The organism is Desulfovibrio sp. 3_1_syn3, assembly GCF_000145315.2.
In the GTDB taxonomy this organism is placed as follows: Bacteria; Desulfobacterota; Desulfovibrionia; order Desulfovibrionales; family Desulfovibrionaceae; genus Desulfovibrio; species Desulfovibrio fairfieldensis.
Genome location: NZ_ADDR02000001.1, coordinates 87,376 through 113,570, shown reverse-complemented (window position 1 = coordinate 113,570; position 26,195 = coordinate 87,376). Strand labels below are relative to the sequence as shown.

General features: G+C 57.8%; 22 protein-coding genes and 1 tRNA gene. 17 read left to right on the top strand and 6 right to left on the bottom strand.

Annotated elements, in window-relative coordinates; all coding sequences use genetic code 11:
• Positions 1 to 59: 59 nt before the first annotated feature.
• From murJ to HMPREF0326_RS00410, 3 genes are all read right to left on the bottom strand, one after another.
• Complete coding sequence (gene murJ / locus HMPREF0326_RS00420; RefSeq protein ID WP_020990097.1) at positions 60 to 1,646, bottom strand: murein biosynthesis integral membrane protein MurJ; 1,587 nt, start codon at positions 1,644 to 1,646, stop codon at positions 60 to 62.
• On the bottom strand, positions 1,646 to 4,135 hold the full coding sequence (gene rnr / locus HMPREF0326_RS00415) for a ribonuclease R (RefSeq protein WP_008681842.1): 2,490 nt from the start codon (positions 4,133 to 4,135) through the stop codon (positions 1,646 to 1,648). The genes murJ and rnr overlap by 1 nt, the downstream gene beginning before the upstream one ends.
• 456 nt (positions 4,136 to 4,591) lie before the next feature.
• Positions 4,592 to 5,299: a Bax inhibitor-1/YccA family protein gene (locus HMPREF0326_RS00410; RefSeq protein ID WP_008681841.1), complete on the bottom strand. Its 708-nt coding sequence runs from the start codon at positions 5,297 to 5,299 to the stop codon at positions 4,592 to 4,594.
• A gap of 454 nt (positions 5,300 to 5,753) precedes the next feature.
• Here HMPREF0326_RS00410 and HMPREF0326_RS00405 point away from each other — a divergent pair, with 454 nt between their 5' ends.
• A complete protein-coding gene (locus HMPREF0326_RS00405) occupies positions 5,754 to 6,347 on the top strand; it encodes a peptidylprolyl isomerase (RefSeq protein WP_008681839.1) in 594 nt (197 codons plus the stop codon).
• A 302-nt stretch (positions 6,348 to 6,649) separates the two neighbouring features.
• A complete protein-coding gene (locus HMPREF0326_RS00400; protein WP_008681837.1) occupies positions 6,650 to 7,555 on the top strand; it encodes a hypothetical protein in 906 nt (301 codons plus the stop codon).
• 110 nt (positions 7,556 to 7,665) lie between these two features.
• On the opposite strand, the gene ruvC is transcribed toward HMPREF0326_RS00400, so the two are convergent.
• The 3 genes from ruvC to HMPREF0326_RS00385 form a co-directional block, all read right to left on the bottom strand.
• Positions 7,666 to 8,169 carry a crossover junction endodeoxyribonuclease RuvC gene (ruvC, locus tag HMPREF0326_RS00395; protein WP_008681835.1) on the bottom strand — a complete coding sequence of 168 codons (504 nt, stop codon included), beginning with the start codon at positions 8,167 to 8,169 and terminating at the stop codon, positions 7,666 to 7,668.
• Positions 8,170 to 8,374: 205 nt separating this feature from the next.
• A complete protein-coding gene (locus HMPREF0326_RS00390; RefSeq protein ID WP_008681833.1) occupies positions 8,375 to 9,112 on the bottom strand; it encodes a YebC/PmpR family DNA-binding transcriptional regulator in 738 nt (245 codons plus the stop codon).
• A 160-nt stretch (positions 9,113 to 9,272) separates the two neighbouring features.
• A complete protein-coding gene (locus HMPREF0326_RS00385) occupies positions 9,273 to 9,905 on the bottom strand; it encodes an RlmE family RNA methyltransferase (protein ID WP_008681832.1) in 633 nt (210 codons plus the stop codon).
• Positions 9,906 to 10,142: 237 nt separating this feature from the next.
• Here HMPREF0326_RS00385 and HMPREF0326_RS00380 point away from each other — a divergent pair, with 237 nt between their 5' ends.
• The 15 genes from HMPREF0326_RS00380 (at position 10,143) to HMPREF0326_RS00315 (ending at position 26,194) form a co-directional block, all read left to right on the top strand.
• Positions 10,143 to 10,679 carry a superoxide dismutase family protein gene (locus tag HMPREF0326_RS00380; protein ID WP_008681830.1) on the top strand — a complete coding sequence of 179 codons (537 nt, stop codon included), beginning with the start codon at positions 10,143 to 10,145 and terminating at the stop codon, positions 10,677 to 10,679.
• A 141-nt stretch (positions 10,680 to 10,820) separates the two neighbouring features.
• Positions 10,821 to 12,419: a glycosyltransferase family protein gene (locus HMPREF0326_RS00375; protein WP_020990095.1), complete on the top strand. Its 1,599-nt coding sequence runs from the start codon at positions 10,821 to 10,823 to the stop codon at positions 12,417 to 12,419.
• Between the two features lie 102 nt (positions 12,420 to 12,521).
• Positions 12,522 to 12,597, top strand: a tRNA-Ala gene (locus HMPREF0326_RS00370).
• Positions 12,598 to 12,790: 193 nt separating this feature from the next.
• A complete protein-coding gene (gene gmd, locus HMPREF0326_RS00365; protein WP_008681826.1) occupies positions 12,791 to 13,939 on the top strand; it encodes a GDP-mannose 4,6-dehydratase in 1,149 nt (382 codons plus the stop codon).
• A gap of 3 nt (positions 13,940 to 13,942) precedes the next feature.
• Positions 13,943 to 14,881: a GDP-L-fucose synthase family protein gene (locus HMPREF0326_RS00360; protein WP_008681824.1), complete on the top strand. Its 939-nt coding sequence runs from the start codon at positions 13,943 to 13,945 to the stop codon at positions 14,879 to 14,881.
• A complete protein-coding gene (locus HMPREF0326_RS00355) occupies positions 14,878 to 16,737 on the top strand; it encodes an ABC transporter ATP-binding protein (protein WP_009302904.1) in 1,860 nt (619 codons plus the stop codon). The genes HMPREF0326_RS00360 and HMPREF0326_RS00355 overlap by 4 nt, the downstream gene beginning before the upstream one ends.
• Before the next feature lies 1 nt (position 16,738).
• Positions 16,739 to 17,722: a UDP-N-acetylglucosamine 4,6-dehydratase (inverting) gene (gene pseB / locus HMPREF0326_RS00350; RefSeq protein WP_008681822.1), complete on the top strand. Its 984-nt coding sequence runs from the start codon at positions 16,739 to 16,741 to the stop codon at positions 17,720 to 17,722.
• A 1-nt stretch (position 17,723) separates the two neighbouring features.
• Positions 17,724 to 18,827, top strand: a complete 1,104-nt coding sequence (pseC, locus tag HMPREF0326_RS00345) for a UDP-4-amino-4,6-dideoxy-N-acetyl-beta-L-altrosamine transaminase (RefSeq protein WP_008681821.1) — start codon at positions 17,724 to 17,726, stop codon at positions 18,825 to 18,827.
• A 57-nt stretch (positions 18,828 to 18,884) separates the two neighbouring features.
• Positions 18,885 to 19,574 carry a pseudaminic acid cytidylyltransferase gene (pseF, locus tag HMPREF0326_RS15715; RefSeq protein ID WP_008681820.1) on the top strand — a complete coding sequence of 230 codons (690 nt, stop codon included), beginning with the start codon at positions 18,885 to 18,887 and terminating at the stop codon, positions 19,572 to 19,574.
• Positions 19,574 to 20,437, top strand: a complete 864-nt coding sequence (locus HMPREF0326_RS00340) for an N-acetylneuraminate synthase family protein (RefSeq protein WP_008681819.1) — start codon at positions 19,574 to 19,576, stop codon at positions 20,435 to 20,437. Before pseF ends, HMPREF0326_RS00340 begins: the two co-directional genes overlap by 1 nt.
• On the top strand, positions 20,437 to 21,420 hold the full coding sequence (locus tag HMPREF0326_RS00335) for an acylneuraminate cytidylyltransferase (RefSeq protein WP_008681818.1): 984 nt from the start codon (positions 20,437 to 20,439) through the stop codon (positions 21,418 to 21,420). Before HMPREF0326_RS00340 ends, HMPREF0326_RS00335 begins: the two co-directional genes overlap by 1 nt.
• Positions 21,421 to 21,434: 14 nt before the next feature.
• The gene (locus tag HMPREF0326_RS00330) at positions 21,435 to 22,349 is read left to right on the top strand and encodes a class I SAM-dependent methyltransferase (protein ID WP_232224890.1); all 915 of its coding nucleotides are present in this window, start codon (positions 21,435 to 21,437) and stop codon (positions 22,347 to 22,349) included.
• Between the two features lie 95 nt (positions 22,350 to 22,444).
• Positions 22,445 to 23,230 (top strand): SDR family NAD(P)-dependent oxidoreductase, encoded by a 786-nt coding sequence (locus HMPREF0326_RS00325; protein WP_008681816.1) that lies wholly within the window; start codon positions 22,445 to 22,447, stop codon positions 23,228 to 23,230.
• Between the two features lie 43 nt (positions 23,231 to 23,273).
• Positions 23,274 to 24,965, top strand: coding sequence for a thiamine pyrophosphate-binding protein (locus tag HMPREF0326_RS00320; RefSeq protein WP_009302909.1), 1,692 nt, complete (start codon positions 23,274 to 23,276; stop codon positions 24,963 to 24,965).
• The gene (locus HMPREF0326_RS00315) at positions 24,965 to 26,194 is read left to right on the top strand and encodes an ATP-grasp domain-containing protein (RefSeq protein WP_008681813.1); all 1,230 of its coding nucleotides are present in this window, start codon (positions 24,965 to 24,967) and stop codon (positions 26,192 to 26,194) included. The genes HMPREF0326_RS00320 and HMPREF0326_RS00315 overlap by 1 nt, the downstream gene beginning before the upstream one ends.
• The last annotated feature ends 1 nt before the right edge of the window (position 26,195 follow it).

The following is a 26,195-nucleotide window of genomic DNA, read 5'->3' as shown; positions in this document are numbered from 1 at the left end:
AGTCATACGGGGATCGACAGCCGTTTCAATCGTAAATTGTTCTATAGTGTCAACAGGCTCTAAGGGGAACGCCGCAGCCGCCGCAGCACGGGTTCCAGAATGGACGGCGCGAGCCACCAGGCCAGAGGCAGGAAGAGCAGGGCAAAAGCCAGGCCGCTGACGGCCAGAGCCGCGCAGGCCGCCGCAATGGGCGGCAGCGGCAGATGCGCGAGACTGTACCCGGCCAGCCACCAGGCCGCGCCCGCGCCGGGGAGAGAGCAGGCCAGGGCGCGCAGCCCCAGGCCGCAGAGCCCGGCAAAGGCCCCGTCGCCGTGGCGGCGGATCCACAGCCCCACCAGCCAGAGCACATAAAGGCTCACGCTCGCGCTGGACAGGGCGGCGATGGCCCAGGCCCCCAGGGGCACGGCCCAGTAATAGTAGAGCGGCAGGCAGGCCAGGGTCATGATGGTGCCCGTGACCGCCGGGGTCAGGGTGTCACCGTGGGCGTAGTAGGCCCGTACCAGCACCATGTAGACGATCCAGAGCGGGGTCGAGGCCAGCATGATCCGGGTCAGGGGCACGGCGGCCATAGTCTCTGCCGCGCCGAAGCGCCCGCCCTGGAAGATCACGCCCAGAATGGGCCAGGCGGCGGCCATCATCCAGAGCGCGCAGGGGATGATCAGGCCCAGGCCCGCGCGCAGGGCCGTGCGCAGGGTCTGGTCGAAGCGTTCCGTGTCGCCCTTGGTCAGCAGGGAGACCAGAAAGGGATAGGAGGCCACGGCGGCGGCCTGTCCCATAAGACCCACCGGCACCTGGGCAATGCGCCGCGCGTAGTTCAGCAGGCTGACCACGCCGTCCCCGGCCAGACTGCCGAAGACGCGCAAAAACTGCTCATCCAGCATGATGATGGTCTGGCCCAGCATCAGGGGCAGGGCCGTGATCAAAAATCGGCCCATGAGTCTGTGCCGCCAGACCGGGCGCAGATGCAGTCCGCCCGCGGCCGCCACCCGCAACGGCAGGGCAAAGGTGCCCAGGGCCGCGCCCACGGTGACGCCCAGGCAATAGCCAGTCATGCCGTAACCGTTGCCCTGGCTGATGCCGAGGCGCGTTCCCAGCAGGGGCAGCAGCAGGCCGCCCGCGATGATGCAGCCGTTGTAGACCAATGGGGCCAGGGCCGGAACGCTGAACTGCCGCCGCAGGAAGAGCAGGGCCGTGAGACAGGCCCCACAGAGAAAAAAGACCTGGGCGGGCAGAATGATGCGCATGAAAAAGGCCAGCCTCTGCCACTGCTCCGGCGAGAAGCCGGGGGCCACCAGACGGGCCAGGGGCTCGGCGGCCAGGATGCCCGCACCCGTGAGCAGCAGTGAGGCGGTGAGGGCCCAGCAGAACACGCAGGAAAAAAAGCGCCAGGCGTCGGCCTCGTCCTCCTGAAAGCGGCGGGAAAGCAGGGGAATGATGGTGATGGACATGAAGCCGCCGGCCAGCAGGTAGTTGATGATGTCCGGCACCACAAAGGCCGCGAAATACATGTCCGCTTCACCGCCCGCGCCGAACTGCCAGGAAATGACCTTGTCCCGGATCAGGCCCATGAGCCGGGAAAGAATGGTGCTGGCGGCCAGAATCAGGGCCGCCGCGCCCATGTGCTGGCGGGAGGAGAGCAGGCCCATCAGCGTCCCCGTTTGGGGCGCGCGCCGTTTTGCTTTTGCCCGTTTCGCCCGGTCCGTGTCTCCTGTCCGGTGCGGGCGCGCGTCCGGCTCTTGCGGTCCGGTGCCGCGTCGGCGGGTTTGTTCCGGGTCTGCTTCTTGCGCGTCTGTTCAGCACGTCGCTCCGGGCGGGCCGCGCTTCGCGTCCGTCCGCCCGCATTGCGGCGTGCGCGCGCGCCCCGGTTTGCGCGGGGCAGTTCCAGGGGCATGAGCCGGATTTCCAGGCGGCCCATGTGCACCTCGGCCAGACGCACGTCCAGACGCTGGCCCAGACGCCAGCACAGGCCGGAACGCTGGCCCAGCAGGCACTGGCTGCGGGAATCCAGCTCGTACCAGTCGTCGCCCAGGTCTTCCACGCGGATCATGCCTTCCACGGGCATGTCCGCGAGCTCCACAAACAGGCCGAAATCCGTCACTCCGGAAACCACGCCGGCAAAGCGTTCCCCTTCGCGGTCTCGCAGGGCCAGGCAGCCCAAGCGGCGGGCCATTTCGCGTTCGCAGTCCACGGCGGCGCGCTCCCGCCGGTTGAGCTGGTCGCTGATGCGCAGCAGCTTCTGTCCGGCGGGCAGGGGGCCGACGGCCTGTCCCAGCGAGGTTTTCAAGGCCCGGTGAACCAGCAGGTCCGCATAGCGGCGGATGGGCGAGGTGAAGTGGCAATAGGCCTGGGAGGCCAGGCCGAAATGCCCCTCGTTTTCCGGCTGGTAGCGGGCCTGGGGCATGGCCCGCAGGCAGAGGCGGTTTACCAGAAATTCCTGGTCCGTGCCCTGGGCTGCGGCGAGGATGCCCTGAATGGCCGCCGCATCGGGCCGCCCGTCCGCCTGCTTTCCTGATTGCTTGTCCGCGGGCATCGTTTCCAAAGCCGTGGCGGCAAGGGTTTCAAAGAGGCTTTCCAGGCGCTCCGGCTCCGGCTGGGGATGCTCACGGTACAAAAAGGGCAGTCCGGCGTCGCGCAGATGCCGGGCCACGGCCTCGTTGGCCGCGATCATGAATTCCTCGATGAGCCGGTGGGCGTCGTGGCGCTGGTGGAAGCCGATCTTGAGCACCCGGCCCACCGCGTCAAACGTGTATTCCGGTTCGGGCAGATCGAAATCCAGACTGCCGCGCTCCCGCCGGGCCTCGCGCAGCACGGTATAGAGCCGGAAGGCCTCCTCCAGCATGGCCAGCACGTCTCCACCGCGCGGGTTCTCGCGCAGCCGGGCCAGAGCTTCGGCGTCATGATCCAGCAGGCAGGCCTTGACCTGGCCGTAGGTCAGGCGCGCGGCGGAACGCATCACGGCCGGGGCAAAGCGCGCCTTGCCAGGCTGGCCTGTGGGTGAAAAGGGAATTTCCGCCAGCACGGCCAGACGGTCTTCCTGGGGTTTAAGACTGCACAGGCCGTTGGACAGGGCCGGGGGCAGCATGGGTTCCACGGAACGGGGGAAATACCAGGAGTTGCCGCGCGCCAGGGCCTCGGCGTCCAGGCTGGCGTGCCCCTTGCCGGGAGCGGGCCTCACGTAATGGCTCACGTCGGCGATAGCCACCCGCAGCAACCAGCCCTTGCCCTTGCGCTCCACCTGCACGGCATCGTCAAAGTCGCGGGCGTCCGCGCCGTCAATGGTCACCAGGGGCAGATGGCGCAAATCCTCACGCCCGGCCAGATCCGCCTCACCGGGAGCCGCGGGCAAGGCCGCCGCCTCGGCCAGGACAGAGGGCGGAAAATCGCGCGGCACCTCATGGTTGAGCTTGACCAGCTCCTCCTGCACGTCCACGTCGTCTTCGCGGCCGTAGGTGCCGATCAGGCGCGCGCGCCAGAGATCCGAAGCCAGACGCTCTTCCGGGGCCACCAGCAGAAGCGCGCCCTGTTCCGGCACGGCGGTTCCCTCGGGCAGGGGCACGCTGAAGTCCACAGCCAAGCGGCTGTCCGCCGGGCGGCAGAACAGGGTCCGCCCCGTGCGACTGTGCAGATGCACGGGGATTTCCTTTTGCGGGCGCTCCAGGATTTCCACAATACGGCCTTCCGGGTTCGGTCCGCCGCGCCCCTGCCCGGAGCGCGAGGAAGCCGGAGCCAGCACCACCCTCACCAGATCCTGATGCCAGGCCTCATTACTTTGCAGGGGATGGATGAAAATGTCCCTGCCGCCCGCCACGCGCACGGCGGGCGAGCCGTTTTCGGTCGCCAGCGGGGTGACGAAGCCGCCGCCGTTGCGCAGGGCCTGATAGCGGCCCACCATGCTTTTGAGGCTTTCGGGCCGGGTCCAGAGGCCGCCGCGCAGGCGCACCAGACGCCCCTGCCGGGCCAGATCCGCCAGGTTTTCCTCAAGTTCTTTTTTCGCCCGGCGCGGCAGACCCGTGGCGCGCAGCAGGCCGTCCAGACGCATGGGGCGGGATTCGCGGGCAAAAAGTTCCAGCAGTTCGTCATTGCCGGGAAGGGCGGCGGGATCGGCAGGGCGTATATTTTTATGTTGCTTTTTCACGTTATTTCCATGGGCCGCGCCATGCTCAAAAAAAGGGGCAAAAGGCTCCGCCTTTTGCCCCCGCGCGGCTGAAAAAAGTTCAGGGCTTATCCCCAAAGTGCGATATTTCCGGCTTTCCGGCAAGAAAACCGGGAAATCCATTTGGAGACAGTCCCCGCGGTCCGGCGGAATTGCAATCAAGATCCGTCGAGCCCGCGTTCTAGAGCAGATTCGTTTTGAAATTGTGCCAATTTCAAAGCTGACTCTGCCTTCAGCCTATCGTTGCTGTCGTCTTCCGTAGCGCTGCTGTCTTGATCCGTAACACGGCTTCGCCGTGAAAGGCTCAAGCAAGCAGCCCAGCGACAACGGCTGACGCGCGGCGGGAACGCGCTCCCACCTTGGCTTCAGGCGCGGGCGTCCGCTCACGCGGCCGCCGGAGCATTTCAACATTTTCAACGTTGAAATGCTTTAGGCGGCTCAGTTGCGGTTGCCGCCGAAAAGCCGCAGCATCATCAGGAAGAGGTTGATAAAGTCCAGGTAAAGGGTCAGCGCGCCCATGATGGCCCCGCGCCGCACCGCCGTGCCGTCGTCCAGAGGCGCGGCTTCGCCGAAGCGGCGCAGCTTCTGGGTGTCATAGGCGGTCAGGCCGGTGAAGATCAGCACGCCCAGGCAGCTGATAATAAAGTCCATCATGGTGCTCTTGAGGAAGATGTTCACCACCATGGCGATGATGATGCCGATGAGCCCCATGAACAGGAAGTTGCCCATGGTCGTGAGGTCGCGCTTGGTTACCGTGCCGTAGACCGACATGGCCAGGAAAGTGCCCGTGGTCACCAGAAAGGCGTTGGCAATGGACGCGATGGGGTAGATCACGAAGATGGACGAAAGCATGGCGCCGGTCAGGGCCGAGTAGAGCAGGAAGAGGCCGGTGGCCGTGCCCGCCGACATTTTGTGGATGGCGGCCGAAAGGGCGATGACCATGCCGAATTGGGCCACGATCAGAAGAATCATAACCAGGCTGTTGCCCAGAATGGCATCCCGGATGGCCGGCGAGTTGGCCACGCCGTAGGCCACCACCGTGGTCAGGGCAAGGCCCGCCGTCATCCACTGGTAGACCTGACGCATGTAAGCGGAAACGGCGCTGGTTACGCCGCTTTGCGCGACACTGCGGGTAGTCGGTGACATAAGTCCTCCAAAAAAACTGTTGTTGTCCGATCCGGCACAGCGTGCCGCGGGGGGGTTATCCACACTCCTTTTTGCATACTATATGACTCCCCCCCGATTTAGCAAGTGCCGTGGCCTTGCGGCGGCGGAGCGGTTTTGGGGTTTCCGCGTCAGGCGTTGTTTCTAGGTTCCGGCTATGCCGTATAGGCTCTTATCGGGCAGACGCTCGTCATTGAAACTTTGTTTTTTTGTCGGATGCCGAACCGGCCTCACCGCCCGGCAAGGATTTGTCTGCAAGTCCTTGCCGCGAAATGCGAGCAGACGGGCTTTACTCGCCGTAAGCGGGCATTTTATGTGTTAACGTACTGGTGAGCGGGCCATGCTTCGTCTTGCGGGTGGGCCGGGCCGCGTGCTAGCATGCACAGTCGGCGCGGTGCCCGCACCGGCGAAAATGCCGTATTCCAAGGAGTCAGTTATGAAATTTTTTCTTTCGGCCTTCTGCCTTGTCCTGAGCCTGGCGCTGCTGCCGGTTTTCGCCGGGCAGGCCCGCGCCGCCGCGCCGGCGTCCGATCCCGCCGTCAAGCTGGAAACCAGCCTCGGGGACATCGTGGTGCGCCTGGATGCCCGCAAGGCCCCCATTACCACGGCCAACTTCATCCAGTACGTGAAATCCGGGCATTATGACGGCACCATTTTTCACCGCGTCATCAAAAACTTCATGGTCCAGGGCGGCGGCCTGACTCCGGATATGAAGGAAAAGAGCGCCCGCGCGCCCATTCACAACGAGGCCAACAACGGCCTGCGCAATCAGAAGTACACCATCGCCATGGCCCGCACCGCCGACCCGCACTCGGCCGGCGCGCAGTTCTTCATCAATACCAAAGACAACGGCTTTCTGGATTTCAAGAGCCAGACCCCCCAGGGCTGGGGCTATGCCGTGTTCGGCAAGGTCATCAAGGGCCATGAGGTAGTGGACAAGATTGAAGCCGTGGCCACGGGCAAAAAGGGCTTTTACGAAAACGTGCCCACGACGCCGGTGATCATCAAAAAGGCCGTGGTCATTGAATAGCGCGTTGAAAGAAATTGCCGGGTCCGGAGTCCGGACCGACGACGAACCCCGCCCCACGGCGGGGTTCGTTTTGAGGAGTTCACATTGTTGATGTGTAACTCCTCTGGCGGTAGCGTCAGCCTTGAGAATGCAATTTTCAAAGCTAATCTGCTCCAGGGAGTGTGAAATTTTTATGACGTTGCGCTTCGGCAGCGCAGGGCTTCTTGTCAGTCCATTTCGCTTGCATTACGGTATTTGAAGGCCCGTTGCGCGGCTTCATGGGGAAGCCCCGCGCGGCGCCGCAATCCGCAAGGAGAGAAAGGATGAAAAAGCTCATTGCGCTGGTCACGCTGCTGCTGGGCGCGGCCCTGTTCCCGCCGCAGGCCCCGCAGGCCCGTCCGGCCCATGCCCCCAAGTACGAGTACACGCTCAAAAGCGTCATGCCCGTGGCCGGCCGCCAGGGCGTGGCCTGCGACGGCAAGTACATCTACGTGAGCGACAGCAAAAAACTGTTCAAATACGACATGAACGGCAAGCTGCTGAAGCAGAACGACAATCCCTTTGAGGGCTACGCCATCCCGTCCAATCACATCGGGGACATCGACGTCTACAACGGCGAATTGTACATCAGCGCCGAGAATTTCATGGACGGCGTGGGCAAGGATATTCAGATCGCCGTGCACGATGCGGACACTCTGAAATTCAAACGCACTTTTAAGTTCGAGCCCAAGTCCGGCCAGCTGGAAGTGTCCGGCATCACTGTGGACCCGGTCAAGGGCACGGTGTGGATGTGCTCCTGGGTGGGCGAGGAAAGCGGCCGCTATCTCTATGAATACGACCTGGACGGCAAGTATCTGCGCAAGGTGCATCTGCAGCCCGTGCCGCAGTGGGTGCAGGGCGTGTTCTACTATGACGGTTCGCTTTTTGTGACGGCCGACGACGGCACCGCCGACGACAACGAACCCGACCATCTTTACCGCGTGGACGTGACCTCGGCCACCAACGCGCCCGTGGTGCTGGAAAAGACCTTTGACGAAGCCATCAAGCAGGGCGAAATCGAAGGTCTCTGCGTGGACCCCTCCAGCGGCGACCTGCTGGTGCACATGAACCGGGGCGCGCGTATCGTACTCGGCATGGGCAAGGGCTTCTATCCCGGCTACGACAAGGAAATTCACGAGTTGTACCGCTATTCCATGCAGCCCGCCGGGCCGCGCGCGCCGCGCCCGTAATGAAAACGGCGCACAGCGGACGCGAACCGTCCCCATGCGCCGGTGTTTAATTTCTGATGGACGGGATGCGTTTCCGGCTCCGGAGGCGCATCCTGTTCTTCGTTTTGTGGTCAGCGCGCCGTGAGCGCGGCAAAGCGCCGCATGGTCAGATGGCAGACAGCCACGCCCAGAGCGTCGGAGGTGTCCAGCGCCCAGTCGGCCTCGCGGACGTTGAGCAGGCGCTTGACCATAAAGGCCACCTGTTCCTTTTCCGCCCGGCCTGTGCCCACCAGGGACTTTTTGACCAGGGTCGGCTCGTAGTCGCTGATTCCCAGGCCATACGCCGCGCAGGCCGCCACGGCCACGCCTCTGGCCTGGCCCAGCTTGAGGGCGCTGGCCGCGTTTTTGGCGGTAAAGACCTGTTCAATGGCCGCTTCGTCGGGCTTGCAGCGCCCGAGCACCTTGGCCAGCTCATGGTAAATGCGCGCCAACCGCGCGGAAAATTCCTTTCCGGCTGAGGCCGTGCGCACCACGCCGCAGTCCACCAGCCGGAGAACGCCGGAGACTTCGCGCACCACGCCCCAGCCCGTGCGCTGGGAACCGGGATCAATGCCGATGACGGTGACGGGCTGCATAGAAGGTGCCCCAACAATATAGTTATGCCGCCGTCAAGCCGGTAGCGGGGGTATGACGGCGGCAATGAAAAAGGGCGCGCGACGAGGAATTTTGCCTTTCCGCAAGGAGCGCGAGTTTTTTATGCAGGAAGTGGACTCTTCTGGTCCATGACCGGAATAAAAAACGATGCGCGACACAGCAAGAAGGCAAAAGGACCGGCTTGCGTCAGTCGGTGGGCATATCGTCCGGAAAATCCACATTGGCATAGACATTCTGCACATCGTCATTGTCGTCCAAGGCTTCCATCAGGCGCAGCACCTTCTGGCCCATATCCGCGCTCACGGCCACCAGGTTCTGCGGCACCATGGCCAGCTCGGCGGACTGCATCTCAATGCCCGCGGCTTCCAGGGCGTCGCGCACGGCCGCGAAGTCGGCCATGGCCGTCTGAAGGGTCCAGACATCCTCGTCGTCCAGCACGTCGTCGGCCCCGGCTTCCAGGGCGGCTTCCATAATTTTATCCTCGGCGTAGGCGGCCTTGTCCACGCTGATGACGCCCTTGCGCTCGAACATCCAGCCTACACTGCCGTTCTCGCCCATGGAGCCGCCATGCTTGGTGAAAAGGTGGCGCACTTCGGCCACGGTGCGGTTTTTATTGTCCGTGGCGACCTCCACCATGATGGCGATGCCGCCGGGACCGTAGCCTTCGTAGAAGCCTTCCACAAAATCGCCGCCCGCGTCTTCGCCGGTGCCCTTGCGGATGGCGGCTTCAATCTTGTCCTTGGGCAGGTTCACGGCTTTGGCCGCAGCGATGGCCGCCCGCAGACGGGAATTGCCCGAAGGATCGCCGCCGTTTTTAGCGGCAATGATGATTTCCTTGGCGGCTTTGGTGAAAATCTTGCCGCGCTTGGCGTCCTGGCGTCCCTTGCGGTGCTGGATATTGGCCCATTTGCTGTGACCTGACATAAAACCTCCCGAAAACCGTAAAAGTATTAGAGCGTTTCACCTTGCAATGTTTGCGCGGCCCGTGGGGACTGCGCGCCGCGAAGCGGCATGGATTCAGCAAAAAAATATGTCTTTTTGCTGGATACAGTCTGAACCGCCATATGATTCAGACGAAATCCGGTTATGTTTCCAGCCCGGCATCGCCGGACGCGATAGCGGCTGTGTTGCCGCGAAAACCCAGGCCCGTAAAAAAGGTTTCCTTGCTTTCGGCGCGTGAGCTTTTGGGTTTAAAGGATTTGACCGAGCTGAACGCCTTGCGCATGGGGGTGAGCAGATCCTGAATATCCGGTCCCATGAAGATCTTGACCACAAAATTGCCGCCTTGCTTCAGATGCAGGCAGGCTACGGCCAGAGCCTCCAGGGTCAGCTCCAGGGAACGGGCCTGATCCGTGAAGCGCGTACCCGTGGTACGCGGAGCCATATCGCTGATGACCAGGTCAAAGGGGCCCAGTTCGGCCAGCTTGGCCTCAAAGGCGGCGGAGCGCTGGAAGACGTCCTCCTGCATGAAGAGCACCTGGGGCGGGAACGCCGTTTCCGTGCTCTGGATGTCGCAGGCCAGGACAAGCCCCTTGGAGCCCACTTTTTCCGCGACGCCCAAAGACCAGGAACCGGGGGCGGCCCCCAGATCCAGCACTTTCATGCCCGGCTTGAGCAGACGGAATTTGGCATCCAGCTCTTTCAGCTTGTAGACCGAGCGGGCCGGATAATTTTCCCGCTTGGCTTTGAGGAAATAATGGTCGCGATATTCCTTCATAAAAACCCCAACACATAAGCATAGCCTTTTTCAATTCGTTCGCCAAGTCTTGATGCCGGATGGGGCCGAGCGGCCTTGCACCGTGCCGCAACAGGCTTATCTGCCTGCTTTGAGAATAATTATTTCTTGTATTGACGGAAAGCCGGAAAGCAGGCTAGCGTCAGGACAGGTTAAAAAATCCATGCCGCTCCGGCTGAAGCCCGGAGTGCGCATTTGCCTATCTTAAGGAGAATGACAATGATTTTGAAAAACATGAGTTTCGCCCTGCTGCTCTGCGGCGGGCTGTTGTTGATGGGCTCCGCCGCGCAGGCAGAAAGCGTTAAAACCCCGGTGAACAAAATCAGCCCCGACGGCGTGGGCGAGGAAATCGGCTTCATCACCTTCTCGGACGCCGACGGCGGCGGGGTGGATATTATTGTGGACCTGACGGGCCTGCCCGAGGGCGAGCACGGCATGCATGTGCATGAAAACGCTTCCTGCGCTCCGGCTGAAAAGGACGGCAAAATGGTGGCGGGCCTGGCCGCCGGCGGGCATTACGATCCCATGAAGACCAATAAGCACGCCGGGCCCGACAAGGCCGGCCATAAGGGCGACCTGCCGCATATCATGGCCGATGCCGAAGGCGTGGCCAAGGCCAAGCTGCACGCTCCCAACCTCCAGGCCAAGGACCTCAAGGGCCATTCCGTGATGATCCATGAGGGCGGCGACAATTATACCGACAATCCGCCCTTGGGCGGCGGCGGCGCGCGCATCGCCTGCGGCGTCATTAAGTAGTACGTAATCAGGCTCATACCTTTCACTTTCCTTCTGTTGACAGGCCCCGCCGGAAATCCGGCGGGGCTTTTATGTCGCACGGTCTTGCGGCGGGCGGCGCATGGCGGCTATGGTGGGAAATCCGTTTTCTTGCGAGGGAGCATGCCTGAATCCATGCGCGCGCCACGGCGCGTCAGTTTGCCTGATTTCGCGGGGCGCAGCCTGAGCCTGCCCGACAATCCCGAATCCTGGGAGCGCCTGGGCGTCGGCAAGGATGTGCTGTTGTTGGGGCTGGGGCCGGGGCGGCCTGAGGAGCTGCCTTTTGCGCGAGGCGGCGCGCGCCTGTTCTGGCTGGACGAGCCGGAAACCCTGCGGCGTCTGGAGGTCGCGCATTCAGGAGCGGGGCGGCGGTCTCTGCCCGGGCATTGGCAACAGGTCACGCCGGAAGATATCGTGGCCTTGGCCGCGCGCTGCTCCGTCTTTTTTTATCGGCCGGGTCTGCGCCTGGCTCCGGATTTCTGGGGTCCGCTCCTGGGACGCCTGGGTGCGGCCCGACTGGAAGTGCGGACGCGGCGGACAGTCATTGAAGACGCTAAGAAACATGCGGCGGAGGAGGGCGGTCGCCGCCCGGTTCTGCTGCCCGGCACAGAGCGGCAGCTTCTGCATCAGGAATTGCGTCAGGCTTTGGGCGAAGCCGGTTTCGGACCGGTGCTGGAAAGTGTGCCCATGTGCCGCGACACGGAAAACCTGTTGGCGGCCTGGGAAAATCTGCTGGCCGGGAGCAATCCCGCGCTGCTGCTCTCCGTCAATTTACGTGGCCTGGACCCGGAGGGGCGGATTTTTTATCTTTGCCAAGCTCTGGGCGTGCCGGTGGCTGTCTGGTTTGTGGACAATCCCTGGCATTTGCTCTCCGGCCTGCGCCTGCCCTGGTGGCAAGAGGCCGCGCTGTTCGTGACCGACGAGAGTTTTATTCCCGGCCTGCGGGCCGCCGGAGCCCGGCGGGTTTTTTATTTGCCTCTGGCTGTGGCCCCACAAATGTGGCGGGATTTGCCGGACGAAAACGAGGCTGCGGACCTTGTCCAAAACCCGCCGCTCTTCGTGGGGCGTTCGGCCTTTCCGGAGCGGGAACGTTTTTTTGCGGCGGCCCGTGTGACGCAGGGCCTGGAGCAGGAGGCGCGCACCCTCTTGACGCATTCCGGCAGTCCTGCGGAGGGGCCGCATTTTCATTGGTGGCTCCGGAAATCTGGGGTTGCCCCCTGGCCTGGACAGGATGTGCGTTGCGTTGGTCTGGGCGCGGAGATCTGCTCCCAGGCCAATCGCGTCCGCTGGGTTCGGGCCGGGTTGGGTGCCGATATGCGGATAGTGGGCGATGCGGGCTGGCAAGACCTGCTGCCGGGCCTCGAGGTGCTGCCGCCGGTGGATTATTATACGATCCTGCCGGATCTCTACCGTCGAGCCGAGGCCGTGCTCAACGTGACCAGCCTGTTGCTGCCGCATAGTCTGAGCCAGCGCCATTTCGACGTCTGGGCCGCTGGGGGCCTGCTTTTGAGCGACGCCACGCCCGGCCTGCGACTTTTCCCCGAGGCGTTGACCCGGCCTGTAACATTAAGTAGCCCGGCGGACCTGCTGCCCCGGCTGGCCGCCCTGCGCGCTGATCCGGCCCGGACCCGCGAACTGCGCCGCGCCTGGCGGGAATACTTATGCGCCGGGCATGCCTACCGTCATCGCGTGGCGCAACTGCGTGGAATTTTGGAAATCTGAGGAAAAACATGTAGCGCAAACGCGATCAGCCCTGGACTGGAGAAGGGCTTGACAGCCCGGCCCTTTTTGCCTAGAAATTTTTTCCACGATGTTTCTATTTGTGGGGAAGTAGCTCAGCTGGGAGAGCATCGCCTTCGCAAGGCGGGGGTCGAGGGTTCAAATCCCTTCTTCTCCACCACAAATTTTAAGGGGTTATGGTTTTAAAACCATAACCCCTTTTGTCGAGTTATAGATTTTCCGTGAAATGCATTCAATGGACATCGCCGCTGTTTATGGATAAAAACAAAAGCTACCAATAGTTGCTCGTCTTGTTTGTGCCCCCGTACTTGCGGATTGCGGCGCTATAACCCATTATAATAAAAATGGATATCATGAAAAAAGCTCTGATCACCGGTATTACCGGGCAGGACGGCGCATATCTGGCGGAATTCCTTCTCCAGAAAGGGTATGAGGTGCACGGCCTCAAACGGCGAGCCTCTCTGTTCAATACCGACCGCATCGACCATCTCTATCAGGATCCGCACGCCTGTGAGCGGCGTTTTATTTTGCATTACGGCGACCTCAGTGATTCCAGCAATCTCGTTCGCATCATGCAGGAAGTAAAACCTGATGAGGTTTACAACCTGGCGGCCCAGAGTCATGTGCAGGTGTCCTTTGAATCGCCAGAATATACGGCGGATGTGGATGCCTTGGGCACGTTGCGCTTGCTGGAAGCCATACGCATTACCGGGTGTGCCGAGCAAACCCGTTTTTATCAGGCCTCTACTTCCGAGCTGTTCGGTCTGGTGCAGGAAGTGCCTCAGACGGAAAAGACGCCTTTTTATCCCCGCTCGCCTTACGCCTGCGCCAAACTTTATGCCTACTGGATTACGGTCAACTACCGAGAAGCTTACGGCATGTATGCCTGTAACGGCATTCTGTTTAACCACGAGTCGCCCATCCGCGGCGAAACCTTTGTGACCCGCAAGATCACCCGTGCCTTGTCGCGTATGGTACTGGGACTGCAGGATTGCCTGTATCTCGGCAATATGGATGCCAAGCGCGACTGGGGCCATGCCCGCGATTATGTTGAAATGCAGTGGCTCATGCTGCAACAGGAACAGCCGGACGATTTCGTCATCGCCACGGGACGGCAGTTCTCGGTGCGGGATTTCGTCAATGCGGCGGCGGCCGAAGTAGGGGTAACGCTCACCTGGGAGGGCAGCGGCGTTGACGAGACCGGAACCGTGGCCGCCGTGGACGTATCCCGTCTTGCACAGGCCGCCGGAGGGCGGCAGGGCATGGAATGCCACGTTAAACCCGGCGACGTCATTGTGCGGGTGGACCCGCGTTATTTCCGCCCCACGGAAGTGGAAACTCTGCTGGGCAATCCGGTCAAGGCCAAGGAAAAGTTGGGCTGGACGCCCAAGACGACCTTTGAGGATATGGTGGCCGAAATGACCCGCGAGGATCTGGGCTTGAGCATGCGCGACGCCGTGTGCAAGGTGGCGGGCTTCAAGACATTCAGCCACAACGAGTAGCGTATGGACAAAAACGCGCTTATTTATGTGGCCGGGCACCGTGGCCTGGTAGGCGGGGGTATTTGCCGCGCGTTGCGTCGGGCCGGTTACAGCAATCTGCTTATCCGCACGCACGCGGAGCTTGATCTCTGCGATCAGGCCGCGGTACGCGCGTTTTTCGCGAAATGCCGCCCGGACTATGTCATCCTGGCGGCGGCCAAGGTGGGTGGTATTTATGCCAACGCCACGTATCCGGCGGAATTCATCTACCAGAATTTGCAAATTCAGAATAACGTCATTGACAGCGCATACCGCAACGGAGCGAAAAAGCTGCTCTTTCTGGGCTCATCCTGCATCTATCCCAAACTCTGCCCACAGCCCATCAAGGAAGAATACTTGCTCACCGGGCCTCTGGAACCCACCAACGACGCTTACGCCTTGGCCAAGATTTCGGGCATCAAGATGTGCCAGGCCTACAGAAAGCAGTATGGCTTTGACGCCATCAGCGCTATGCCCACCAATCTATACGGGCCGGGCGACAACTATCATCCCGAAAACAGCCACGTCATCCCGGCGCTGATCCGGCGCTTCCACGAAGCCAAACTGGCCGGGGCGGAAAAAGTGATTATCTGGGGCACCGGCACGGCCCTGCGCGAATTCCTGCATGTGGACGACATGGCTGAGGCCTGCGTTTTTCTGCTGGAGAAATATTCGGATTTTGAACACGTCAATGTAGGGTGTCAGAAAGAATGCGCCATCATGGACGTGGCTCGGCTTATTGCCAAGGTTGTCGGCTTTGAGGGCGCAATTGATACGGATCCCTCCAAACCGGACGGGACGCCGCGCAAGCTGATGGATTCCAGCAAGTTGTTTGGCATGGGCTGGAAACCGCAACACACTCTCGCTGAAGGCTTGGCCGAGAGTTATCAGTTGTTTGTGCGTCAGGCCGAAGTGCGGTCATGAGCGAGTCTCGTTCTGTTTTTCAAATTCTGCGTGCTCTGACGCCGTTGGCCTCCAGCCTAGGAAAGGGAAAAATTTGTGGCCTGCTGGCTTTGACAATTTTAATGGCCTTGAGCGAACTGGTCATCGCCGGCTTGGTGGCCTTGCTGGCTGCGTTATTTGGATCACCAGAAACGGCGCTCAACCATAATCCCTTGCTCTGGTGCAGAACGAACTTCGGTGTAGATTTTGGCAACGATGCCCGCTGGTTGGCCTTGGGAATTCTTTGTATGATTCTTCTGGCTATTGTGTGCAAAAATCTATTGAGCACAGTACATCAATGGCATATGACCGCATTTTCTGAATCCATAGGCAACAATGCTCGTAAGCGCCTGCTCCAATTGTTTTTGCGTGCCCCTTATTTATGGGTTCTCCGTGCGGGGACATCCGATATGCTGTTTGGCTTTAACGCGGGAACAATGCTTGGGCCAACCCTGTTGGCGGCTTTGCAGATACTTAGTAATGGCCTGATGATACTTACTATCTTTTTTGGGCTGGTGGCCGTATCCCCGTTGCCTTCTTTGGCTTTTTTGGGGGTGCTCGGTTTGGGCGGGTATCTGATTGTTCGTGTGACGCGCAATATGCTGAATACTCGCGCGAGCGCTGTCTATCGGGCCGATCTTGGGGCGCATAGAATACAGCAAACAGTTGTGCACGGTTTAAAAGAAATGCGTCTGTACGGGCGAGAATCTGTAGTCTTTGCGGCCTATTCAGACAAACTGTGTGACGTGCTGATTGCGAAAAAGTGGCTTCAGGCTTTGTCACGCTTGCCGGTTGGCAGTTTGGAAGTTTTGGGTTTCGCATCCTTGGTGGGGGTGCTGTTGCTTTTGATTCTTGTGCAAAATGCGAGCATCGCCATCGTGTCCGGAATCATGGGGTTCATGGCCGCCGCTGCTTGGCGGACCTTGCCCACGGCCAACAGGCTTGTTGATGCTCTTACCTTGCTGCGGTCTTCGCTACCCTATTTAACGAAGATAGTTGATACCATCGCGCTGGAAAAACAGTTTGCAGGGCAGCTTACTCCCGCATTTGAATCTTCTGTGCCGATTATTGCTTTCAGCAAGGCCATAGAACTTGAAAAGGTAAGTTTTCATTACCCGGGAGCAGTCGCTGCTGCGCTACACGATGTGGATTTTTGCATTCAGGCTGGGAAAATGGTGGGCTTGGTGGGATTCTCTGGTGCGGGAAAAAGCACGCTAGTCAATATCATCGCGGGACTTATTCCTCCCGAGTGTGGGCATCTTAAGGTGGATGGGGTCGCAATTACTAAGGACAACTATCAGTCTTGGCTGAAACGTATAGGTTATGTGGCCCAAGCCCCCTATCTTTTGGATGCATCATTGGCGGAAAATGTGGCGCTTTCCCGTTGGGGAGAATCCATTGACCGAGAGCGCGTTCTTGAGTGTTGCCGCATGGCGGCTCTTGATTTTATCGAAGAGCTGGACGATGGAATTGACACGGTGCTTGGAGAGTTGGGAGTACGCCTTTCTGGGGGCCAGGCACAGCGTGTTGCCATTGCCAGAGCTTTGTATAGTAAGCCTGAACTGATCATTTTTGATGAAGCAACAAGCTCTCTCGATTTGAAGAATGAAAAGTCCATCCATGAAACTATCCTGTCTCTGCGAGAGAAGGTAACCATAGTTATTGTTGCCCACAGGCTAAGTACCGTAGAAACCTGTGATGCCCTTATTTGGCTCGATAAAGGGCGAGTGCATATGGCTGGAAGTGTAGAAAAGGTATTGCCGGAATATATGGCGGCATTATCCGGCAGTGTGAAGAAAGTATTACCCAGCAATGTTGCCGGAGCAGAAGTGGAATAACATGTTTAATGAAAAGTCTATTCTTATTACGGGTGGGACGGGCTCTTTCGGTAAAAAGTGCATTGAAGTTTTGCTTAAAAAGTACACGCCGAAACGCATTATTGTTTTTTCTCGCGATGAACTGAAACAGTTCGAAATGGCGCAGAAATTTTCTCCAGAAAAATATCCGTGCATGCGTTATTTTATTGGAGATGTGCGCGATAAAGAACGCTTGCACAGAGCCTTTAGAGGCGTGGACTATGTTATTCATGCCGCAGCACTCAAGCAGGTTCCCGCAGCAGAGTATAATCCCACGGAATGCATCAAGACAAATATTACCGGCGCAGAAAATATTGTTAATGTTGCCGCCGACTGTGGTGTTAAAAAAGTAGTAGCACTGTCTACAGACAAAGCCGTAGCCCCGGTGAACCTGTATGGGGCTACCAAACTTTGTTCAGACAAGCTTTTCGTTGCTGCCAATGCCTTTACCGCCTGTGAAACTGTGTATTCTGTGGTGCGTTATGGCAACGTTATGGGCTCGCGGGGTTCTGTTATTCCGTTTTTCATCAAAAAACGTGAAGAGGGTGGCCCGCTGCCCATAACAGATATGCGGATGACGCGCTTTTGGATTACGTTGGAAGAAAGCGTGCATATGGTACTACGTTCATTTGAAATTGCTGGCGGCGGCGAGGTGCTGGTGCCCAAAATCCCCAGCATGAAGATCACTGATCTAGCGGAAGCCATCGCACCTGGTATGCCCACAGTAGAAGTGGGGATCCGCCCCGGCGAAAAGCTGCATGAAACCATGATTACCGCGGAAGACAGCCGGCATACTATTGATATCGGCAAGTATTATGTCATTAAGCCTGAAACTTTCCGTTACAAAGGGCCAGAAGGAACGCCTGTTCCTGAAGGTTTTGAATATAATTCTGGTACCAACTCAGAATGGTTGACGGTGCCGCAGTTGAAAAACACTCTGCGTGAGCAGGGCTTTGATGTGAAGTAATATGAGTAATTTTTTGCCTTATGGGCGTCAAATCATAGGTGATGATGACATCGCCGCAGTTGTGGATGTGTTGCGGTCAGACTATCTGACCACAGGGCCAGCTGTTGAGCGTTTTGAGGCAGATGTGTGCGCCTATACCGGTGCGACCCATGCCGTTGCGGTAGCCAACGGTACAGCGGCTCTGCACGCGGCCATGCACGCACTCGGTATCGGCAGGGGGGATGAGGTTATAGTCACCCCCATGACTTTTGCAGCCTCTGCCAACTGTATTCTCTACCAGGGGGGAACCCCCGTATTTGCCGATGTGGATTCACATACCCTGCTGCTTGATCCGGCAGCGGTGGAGGCTGCCATTACGCCGCGCACCAAGGCGATTATTGCCGTGGACTACGCAGGCCAGCCCTGTGATTGGGACGCTCTGCGCGGTATCGCGGACAAGCATAAGCTGGCCCTTGTGGCCGATGGCTGCCACGCCTTGGGGGGAGCTTATAAAGGCCGCAAGGTTGGCACGTTGGCAGATATTACGGTATTCAGCTTTCACCCTGTAAAGCATATCACCACTGGCGAGGGCGGTATGGTTGTAGCCGACGATGCGAATCTTGCCAGAGCCATGCGTGCCTTCCGGGGTCATGGTATCACCACCACGGCCAGCCAGCGCGAAAAATCCGGCGCGTGGTTCTATGAAATGACGGATTTGGGCTACAACTACCGCATCACAGACTTTCAATGCGCCCTTGGCAGCAGCCAGCTGAAAAAGTTGGATCAATGGATTGAAAAGCGCAACGCATTGGCGCAGTCCTATGACGCGGCCCTCGCGGGCACGGCCATTCGGCCGCTTACCAAGCATGCGCACGTACTCCATGCCTACCATTTGTATGTGGTACGCACGCCAGATAGGGACAATACATTTAAGCGGCTGCGCGAGGCAGGAATAGGCGCTAACGTGCATTATATTCCTGTACACTTGCACCCATACTATCAAAATCTGGGTTATAAAAAAGGCAGTTGTCCCGTGGCAGAAGCCGCTTATACGGAGATTTTGACGTTACCGCTATGGCCTGGAATGGTGACAGAAGATGTGACGAGGGTTGTGGCAGAGCTGTAGTTTTTTTGAAATGGCAGCGTTCTCTTTGTTGTCTTTCCACAATTGGCCGAGGGCCATATGAAGATAGCTGTTATTCCCGCAAGGGGTGGATCAAAACGTATTCCGCGTAAAAATGTGCGGCAATTTTGCGGTAAACCTCTGCTGGCCTATCCCATTGACATCTGTCTGCAGAGTGGTCTTTTCAAACACGTAATCGTGAGTACAGACTCAGAAGAAATCGCAGAAGTGGCAAGAGCGTGCGGAGCTGAAGTTCCTTTTATGCGTCCGCCTGAATTGGCAGGTGACTTTGTCGCCACAGCGCCAGTAGTGAAGCACACTGTAGCATGGGTGGACGAGCATTGGGGGAGCGTAGCGTACTGTTGCCAGCTCTATGCAAACCCTTTCATAACATTGTCACATTTGCAACAAGGGTTTGAATTGCTGCGTGAGCGTGGAGTCCATGAAACCTTGGGGATTGTGGAATTTCCCTATCCAATATTGAGAGCCTTTCAATTAAGCGATGCTGGCACTGTTGATTATGCTTTTCCTCAGTACCGCTCTGCCAGATCACAAGATTTGCCTGTGTTTTATCATGATGCGGCACAGTTTTATTGGCATGACTGCGCAAAAATGCACGAAGATGGTGAACATAAGTCGCTGCCTGTGATTATTCCCCGTCATAGGGCTGTGGATATCGATACTGAAGAAGATTGGCGCGTGGCAGAGCGCCTGTACATGGCCTTATCTCTGCGCGACAGGAGCATGTGATGGCCGTACAGTTCATGGCTGAGGTATCCAGCAATCATAATGCGGACATCAGCCGCTGTCTTGCTTTTGTGGACGCGGCGGCAAGGATCGGGTGCAATGCGGTCAAGTTTCAGCTTTTCAGGCTGGAAGGTTTGTTCGCGCCGGAAATATTGCAGCGTTCGGCCATGCACCGCGCCCGAAAGGCATGGGAGCTACCCGTTGCTTTTTTGCCTGCCATCGCCGAGCATTGTCGAGAACTGGGGCTGGCTTTTTGCTGCACGCCCTTTGATCTTCGTGCTGTGGAGGAGCTGGCGCCGCATGTGGACAGTTTTAAAATCGCCTCCTATGAGCTCACATGGCCGGATTTGCTCCGCGCCTGCGCGCAAACAGGTAAGCCTGTGATTCTTTCTACGGGCATGGCCTACCTGGAAGAATGCCAGAACGCCGTGAAAGTCCTGCGTCAGGCAGGGGCCAGGGATGTGACTGTTCTCCACTGCGTTTCTCACTATCCAACACGCCCCGAAGAGGCCAACCTGTCCTGCGTGGGCACGCTCCGACAGGCGTGCGGCTGTCCGGCGGGGTGGTCAGACCATTCTGTGCAGCCCGGCGTTATCTATCAGGCCATTTTCGGCTTTGGCGCGTCGATGGTGGAATTTCACCTCGACCTTGACGGGCAGGGGGCAGAATACGCTTCTGGTCATTGCTGGTTGCCTGAGGCTATGGGCGACGTCATCAAACAAGTCCGCTGCGGTGAAACAGCTGTGGGTGACGGCGTCAAACACACTACCCCGAGCGAAGAAGCGGAGCGTCTCTGGCGGGCTGACCCTGAAGACGGTCTCCGCCCCTTTAAGACGGTGCGCCAGACTTTTGTGGGTGATGGTTAATGAATGAAAAGCGCGTGCTTTTTCGGTGCAATGCCGATCACGCAACGGGATTTGGGCATGTGAGCCGTTGTCTTTCCGTGGCACGCGAGCTTCGGCAATCAGTGGATCATATCTGCTTTGCACTGGGCAGCGGTGACGCGGTACGGCGTGTGCAAGAGCGCGGGTTCACTGCTGCCGTACTTTCCGGTAATGATGCCGATGCAGCATTCGAGCAGCTTGTGAGCCGTATGCGTCCCTCTATTCTCGTGATGGACGTGCGGCCTGCGCATTCAGAGGCCTGCCTGCGGGCTGTACGCGCCCTTGTACCTACCATCGCGGTTATTGATGACAGCAGCCGCCAGCGATTGTTTGCTGACCATGTATTTCTTCCACCCACGCCCACGACCAAGCAACTTGACTGGACAGATTTCAAGGGGCAAATACACATGGGACTGGAATGGATGCCCTTGGGGGACACTTTTGAACCCTGCCCGCCCAGTCCATGGCCGGGCACAGGACCGCGCCGTTTGCTCATGACCATGGGCGGGAGCGACCCTTGGGGCTACACCATGGCTCTTGCGCCCGAACTGGATGCGGTATGCCGGCTTCAGGGGATGGAGTTGGGCATTGTCATAGGGCCGGGTTTTGCACAGCGTGAACAGCAAATTGAAACATGCACGGCGCTGCCGTGCCGTCCCCGCATTTTTGACAGCCCTGCGCGCATGACCGAGGTATATCAATGGTGTCATGTGGCCCTGATCGTGTTTGGCGTGACTGCCTACGAACTGGCCGCGTGCGCCCGTCCTGCGCTCTATGTTTGCCCCAACGCGGACTATAAGGAACACGCGGGGGTATTTGTTGCAGAAGGCAAGGGAAGAACATGGCCACTCAGGCCATATTCTCTTGCCTTCTTGAGCGACGTATTGGAAAAGATGTTCATGCTGACATTTGCTCCACTGCCAAATGCAGGGGCAAAATCTATTGCGAACCTGGTGCAATTATAGGGATATCCATGTCCATGTCGAATACTCTGACTACAGCCGCGCACTATGGCCCATGCCTTGCTCGCAAAGGCGACTATGAAATCATTGACTGCCAAGCGTGTGGTTTTGCCCACAGCACGCCACTTCCGATTGAAGATACGGTTGAGCAGATATACACCGCAGAGTATTATTCGGCTGTAAAACCAGAATATATTGCCTTGGTAGAAAAAGAGCGCACGTGGCACGAAAGCGTTTTTAACGAACGCCTTGGCGTCTTAGAGGGTGCCGTTCAAGGGCGTCGTCTGTTGGAAGTTGGCTCTGGACCGGGCATTTTTTTGCAAACGGCCGTGAGTAGAGGGTGGACTGTACAGGGATTTGAACCTTCGCGCGAGGCGTGGGCATATTCTACAAAAGTGCTGCATATGCCTGTAGAAAACACCTTTTTTACACACGAAAAAACCCAAAACGAGCCATTTGATAGTGCCTATCTGGGACTTGTGCTTGAGCATATCCCCAACCCCATACAGATGCTGGAGAATGTACGGCGGTGTCTTAAGCCTGAAGGCGTGATTTGCGTGGCCGTTCCCAATGATTTTTTACCTTTGCAGCGCGCCTTGCACGAACAGGGATTTCCGGAATGGTGGGTGGCTCCGCCGCACCACCTCAACTACTTCACGCATGAATCGCTGAAGAGAATTCTGGAACGCACGGGCTTTGCCGTTATTTCACAGACTGCAACGTTCCCACTGGAGATATTTTCTTTACTGGGCATGAGCTATATTGGGAATGACGAGGTCGGCCGAAAATGTCATCAGCTTCGCTGTGATTTTGAAAAGACTCTTGATGATGTTGGCTTGCACCAGATGCGCCAAGAGATCTATGCGCTATGCCAAAAATATGGCATCGGTAGAGAATGTGTTGCCTATGCTCGGGTGAACAATATTGCCTGATAATGGTATCTCGTGACAAAGATCTACAGAAAAACTTGTTGTGGCTTTTGACATCTCATAGTTGAAATTGTTGGAAATCTACGGGTTTTCAACTGATGAAACGCTTTCATACCGTGCCCGTAATGGAGGCAATCTTCATGAGTCCGCAAAATATGATCCTTACGGGGTCTAGTGGCGACATTGGCGAAGCCATAGCCCTTGCCGCAGCTGAGGTGGGCATCAATGTAGCTCTGTGCTGCAATTCTGCCGCAAACAAGGCGCATGCCCTTGAAGAAAAGGTAAAATCGCAAGGTGTCAAAGCTGTAGTCATACAGGGAGATCTATCTCAGCCCCCAACATCAGCCGCCATAGTGCGGCAAGCGTGCGAGGCTCTTGGCGGGGTGGATATTCTTGTGAACAACGCAGGTTTTTTGCACCAGCAGCCTTTTGAGCAGATACCTGTTGAGGAGTGGGATGTCACTTTTGACATTAATCTGCGCGCTCCCTTTCTTTTGGCTCAAGCGGTGTTTCCTGTCATGCGGCAGGGGGGCGGAGGGCATATCATCAATATTGTCTCGTCTGGGGGCCAGTTGGGGGGACCGCTGGCGCCACACTATGCGGCCAGTAAGGCGGGTCTGATTTGCTTGACCAAATCCCTCGCCCGTCTGGGGGCTAAAGACAACATCATCACCCACGCCATTTCACCGGGACTTATTGTAACAAAAATGGTCGCCGTCGAAATGGCCTCTGAAGCTGGCAGGGAAAAGCTGAAAAATATTCCCCTTGGCAGGGCGGGCACTGTGGGGGAAGTTGCCCAGTGTGTATGTTTACTTGCGCAGGGCAAGATGGATTATGCCACAGGGCAGACCATCAACCTGAACGGCGGCCTATATATGGGATAGTTTCCCATGTGCAAATTGTGCTGTGCAAAATGAGGATATACTTATGTTGGGCGCAGAGAATATTATTGATTTTTTCCATGCTAACGGGGCTTCCTTTTTCACCTTTCCTGGTGGGACCATTGCGCCTTTGTATGACGTGCTGCTGCAGCGGGGCATTGCTGTTTTTACAGCGCGGCACGAGCAGGGCGCTGGGTATGCGGCTTTGGCTAAATCGAGGTTACTGCAGGAACCGCAGGTTGTTATGGTAACTTCGGGCCCTGGGGTAACAAATATTCTCTCTGTTGTCGCTGATGCATATTTTGATGGTACGCCGCTAATTGTTCTTACAGGGCAAGTTGGCACGGCTGACTTGCAGTCAGGACGACCAGTTCGCCAGCGGGGCTTTCAGGAAGTTGATACGCCAGCCATTGTTTCATCGGTGTGCAAACACTGCTATCAAGTGACTGATCCTGAAACTTTGCCTTCTGTACTCAGGGATGCCTATGCGTTGAGCATGATCGGGCGTAGAGGCCCCGTTGTTATTGATTTGCCGATGAATGTACAACGGGCGGAGGTGCATTGCTCTGCGGCGGAGGTTCCCGTACCCGCTGAAGGACAGCTGCCCCATCAGCAGGTACAGGAGGCAGTAGAGTCGTTGAAGGTGTCTGAGCGGCCAGTCATTCTCGCAGGTCAGGGCGTGCTGCAATCAGGTGGACTGTTGGCTTTGCGCGAACTTGCGCATCAGCACAATATCCCAGTGGTTTCTTCCTTGCTCGGGCTGGGCTGCATGCCGGGCGATTCTCCTTTGAATGTCGGTTTTGTAGGCCATACGGGAGTTCAAGTCGCAGGACAGGTTTTGCAAGAAGCTGACTTTGTCTTGATACTCGGAGCACGCCTTGACGTCCGTCAAACCGGGACATGTGTTGATGATTTTTGTCGCCATGCGCGTAAAATACTGCGTGTGGACATCGACGAGGGCGAGCTTGCAGCACCGCGAGTGCGTATCGATGGGGTAATTTTAGGTGATGTGAAACACTTTCTAAATGTCTTGAGCGCTGCCCTGTCAACTCCCACAGGGCTAGTTCTGAACGCTCGTGGGCAATGGCTTGCGCAGATTGAAACCTGGAAACAGCACAACACGACCGACGCGCATGAGGATCTTTCCCCCAAAACCGTTGTCCAATTTTTGGACAAAGTCACCGCTGGCAAAGATGTGGTGCTTACAACCGGCGTGGGGTCGCATCAGCATTGGGCGGCCAGGCATTTCACCTTTGATTGGCCTAAGCGAGTGCTGTTGACGTCTGGTGGGCATGGAACTATGGGCTACGACGTGCCTTCAGCTGTGGGGGCAGCGCTGACATATCCTGATAGAACTATTCTCTGTATCGTGGGCGATGCCTCCTTTCAAATGAATATTCAAGAGTTACAGTCTATCCGTGACCACAACCTGAATATTAAAATCATTGTGCTGGATAACGGGCGCATGGCGCTTGTGTCGCAATTCCAGCAGTTGACATGGGGTTCTGACCCGACTACGGGCAACGTTTTAAATCCGGATTTTGTAGCTATAGCAAAAGCCTACGGTATTGAAGCTGTCACTGTCGAAAAAGCGGAAGCGTTGCCGGGAACTCAAGATCTACTTTTGTCAAACAAGCCAGCCCTTCTGCATTGCCGCATCACACCACATGCCGATGTGCTGCCCATGCTGCTTGCGGGCCAGAAACTTGATGCAATGCATCACGGTGACATACAGTAATGCAGAAAACCCTCATTTTGCTCGGCGCTGGCGGGGAGTGCGTGCACGCTATTCTCCATGCGAAAAAGCTTGGCTATCGCGTGCTTGCCACAGATAAAAATCCGCAGGCCTGTGGCGCAACCGTGGCAGACGAATTTTTGCCCTTGTGTGCGTACACGCCTGAAGAATCTGTGGCGGGCCTTCTTGCGTGGCGTGAGCGGGGAGGGGATCCTGGCGGCGTCTTGTGCGTGGCTGTGGACGCACCAACCACTGTAGCCGCCGTGGGGAAGGCTCTGAACCTCTCCGCCATCAGTGTTGAAACCGCCCAACTGGCCACAGACAAGCTGGCCATGAAGGATATGTTCAAGGCTCGGGGGATTCCCATCCCGTGGTATGCTCCAGTGCGCGATGCACAGGACGTGCGTGAGGCTTTACAAAAAAAAGCCTGCCCGCTTGTTATTAAGCCTGTAGACAGCAGGGGCGCGCGCGGCGTAATGCGCCTCACTCCTGATGTAGATGCGGAGTGGGCCTTTGCGGCGGCTCAGGCAGAATCGCGAACTGCGCGGGTGATGATAGAGGCCTACCTTGACGGCCCGCAAGTGAGTACCGAAGGGCTTATGGTGCATGGTGTGGCGCACATTCCCGGTTTCGCTGACAGAAATTATGAATTTCTGGAGCGCTTTGCTCCACATGTTATAGAGAACGGCGGGGACATGCCTTCGATATTGCCCATGGAAGCGCAGGCCGCCATCAAGACGCTTACGGGCGAGGCGGCCACGGCCTTGGGTCTTACCCACGGCCCGGTTAAGGGGGATTTGGTGTGGCATGAGGGCAAACCCTATGTCATTGAGCTCGCTGCACGACATTCAGGCGGGTACTTTGTAACTCATGAAATTCCTTGGAATACGGGCGTAGATCTGCTCGGCGTGTCCATTCGCATGGCCATGGGCGAAGAAGTCGACACCGATGCTCTGCGCCCCAGATACCAGAAAGGTGTTTGCCAACGCTATCTTTTTCCTGAAGCAGGGAACGTAATTGCCGTAGAGGGAGAGGAAGAAGCACGACAACTCCCCGGTGTAAAGTATGTAGAACTACGGGTAAAGCCGGGGGACGCCGTACAGCCTATTCAAAGCCATCCCGGCCGTGCTGGTGTTGTCATGACAGTGGGTGCGACGCGCCGTGAGGCGCAATCGGTCATGCGTGAAGCTCTTGAGCGTGTGCGCATCACAACTGCTGTGGAGGATAAGTGAT

Coding starts and splice junctions, on each gene's coding strand:
- pseC (WP_008681821.1), top strand. CDS start 17,724: ATGAGTAATTTTTTGCCTTATGGGCGTCAAATCATAGGTGATGATGAC.
- HMPREF0326_RS00340 (WP_008681819.1), top strand. CDS start 19,574: ATGGCCGTACAGTTCATGGCTGAGGTATCCAGCAATCATAATGCGGAC.
- HMPREF0326_RS00380 (WP_008681830.1), top strand. CDS start 10,143: ATGATTTTGAAAAACATGAGTTTCGCCCTGCTGCTCTGCGGCGGGCTG.
- HMPREF0326_RS00410 (WP_008681841.1), bottom strand. CDS start 5,299: ATGTCACCGACTACCCGCAGTGTCGCGCAAAGCGGCGTAACCAGCGCC.
- HMPREF0326_RS00360 (WP_008681824.1), top strand. CDS start 13,943: ATGGACAAAAACGCGCTTATTTATGTGGCCGGGCACCGTGGCCTGGTA.
- HMPREF0326_RS00355 (WP_009302904.1), top strand. CDS start 14,878: ATGAGCGAGTCTCGTTCTGTTTTTCAAATTCTGCGTGCTCTGACGCCG.
- HMPREF0326_RS00330 (WP_232224890.1), top strand. CDS start 21,435: ATGTCGAATACTCTGACTACAGCCGCGCACTATGGCCCATGCCTTGCT.
- HMPREF0326_RS00320 (WP_009302909.1), top strand. CDS start 23,274: ATGTTGGGCGCAGAGAATATTATTGATTTTTTCCATGCTAACGGGGCT.
- HMPREF0326_RS00385 (WP_008681832.1), bottom strand. CDS start 9,905: ATGAAGGAATATCGCGACCATTATTTCCTCAAAGCCAAGCGGGAAAAT.
- HMPREF0326_RS00390 (WP_008681833.1), bottom strand. CDS start 9,112: ATGTCAGGTCACAGCAAATGGGCCAATATCCAGCACCGCAAGGGACGC.
- ruvC (WP_008681835.1), bottom strand. CDS start 8,169: ATGCAGCCCGTCACCGTCATCGGCATTGATCCCGGTTCCCAGCGCACG.
- HMPREF0326_RS00315 (WP_008681813.1), top strand. CDS start 24,965: ATGCAGAAAACCCTCATTTTGCTCGGCGCTGGCGGGGAGTGCGTGCAC.
- gmd (WP_008681826.1), top strand. CDS start 12,791: ATGAAAAAAGCTCTGATCACCGGTATTACCGGGCAGGACGGCGCATAT.
- HMPREF0326_RS00375 (WP_020990095.1), top strand. CDS start 10,821: ATGCCTGAATCCATGCGCGCGCCACGGCGCGTCAGTTTGCCTGATTTC.
- murJ (WP_020990097.1), bottom strand. CDS start 1,646: ATGGGCCTGCTCTCCTCCCGCCAGCACATGGGCGCGGCGGCCCTGATT.
- HMPREF0326_RS00400 (WP_008681837.1), top strand. CDS start 6,650: ATGAAAAAGCTCATTGCGCTGGTCACGCTGCTGCTGGGCGCGGCCCTG.
- pseB (WP_008681822.1), top strand. CDS start 16,739: ATGTTTAATGAAAAGTCTATTCTTATTACGGGTGGGACGGGCTCTTTC.
- HMPREF0326_RS00405 (WP_008681839.1), top strand. CDS start 5,754: ATGAAATTTTTTCTTTCGGCCTTCTGCCTTGTCCTGAGCCTGGCGCTG.
- HMPREF0326_RS00335 (WP_008681818.1), top strand. CDS start 20,437: ATGAATGAAAAGCGCGTGCTTTTTCGGTGCAATGCCGATCACGCAACG.
- HMPREF0326_RS00325 (WP_008681816.1), top strand. CDS start 22,445: ATGAAACGCTTTCATACCGTGCCCGTAATGGAGGCAATCTTCATGAGT.
- pseF (WP_008681820.1), top strand. CDS start 18,885: ATGAAGATAGCTGTTATTCCCGCAAGGGGTGGATCAAAACGTATTCCG.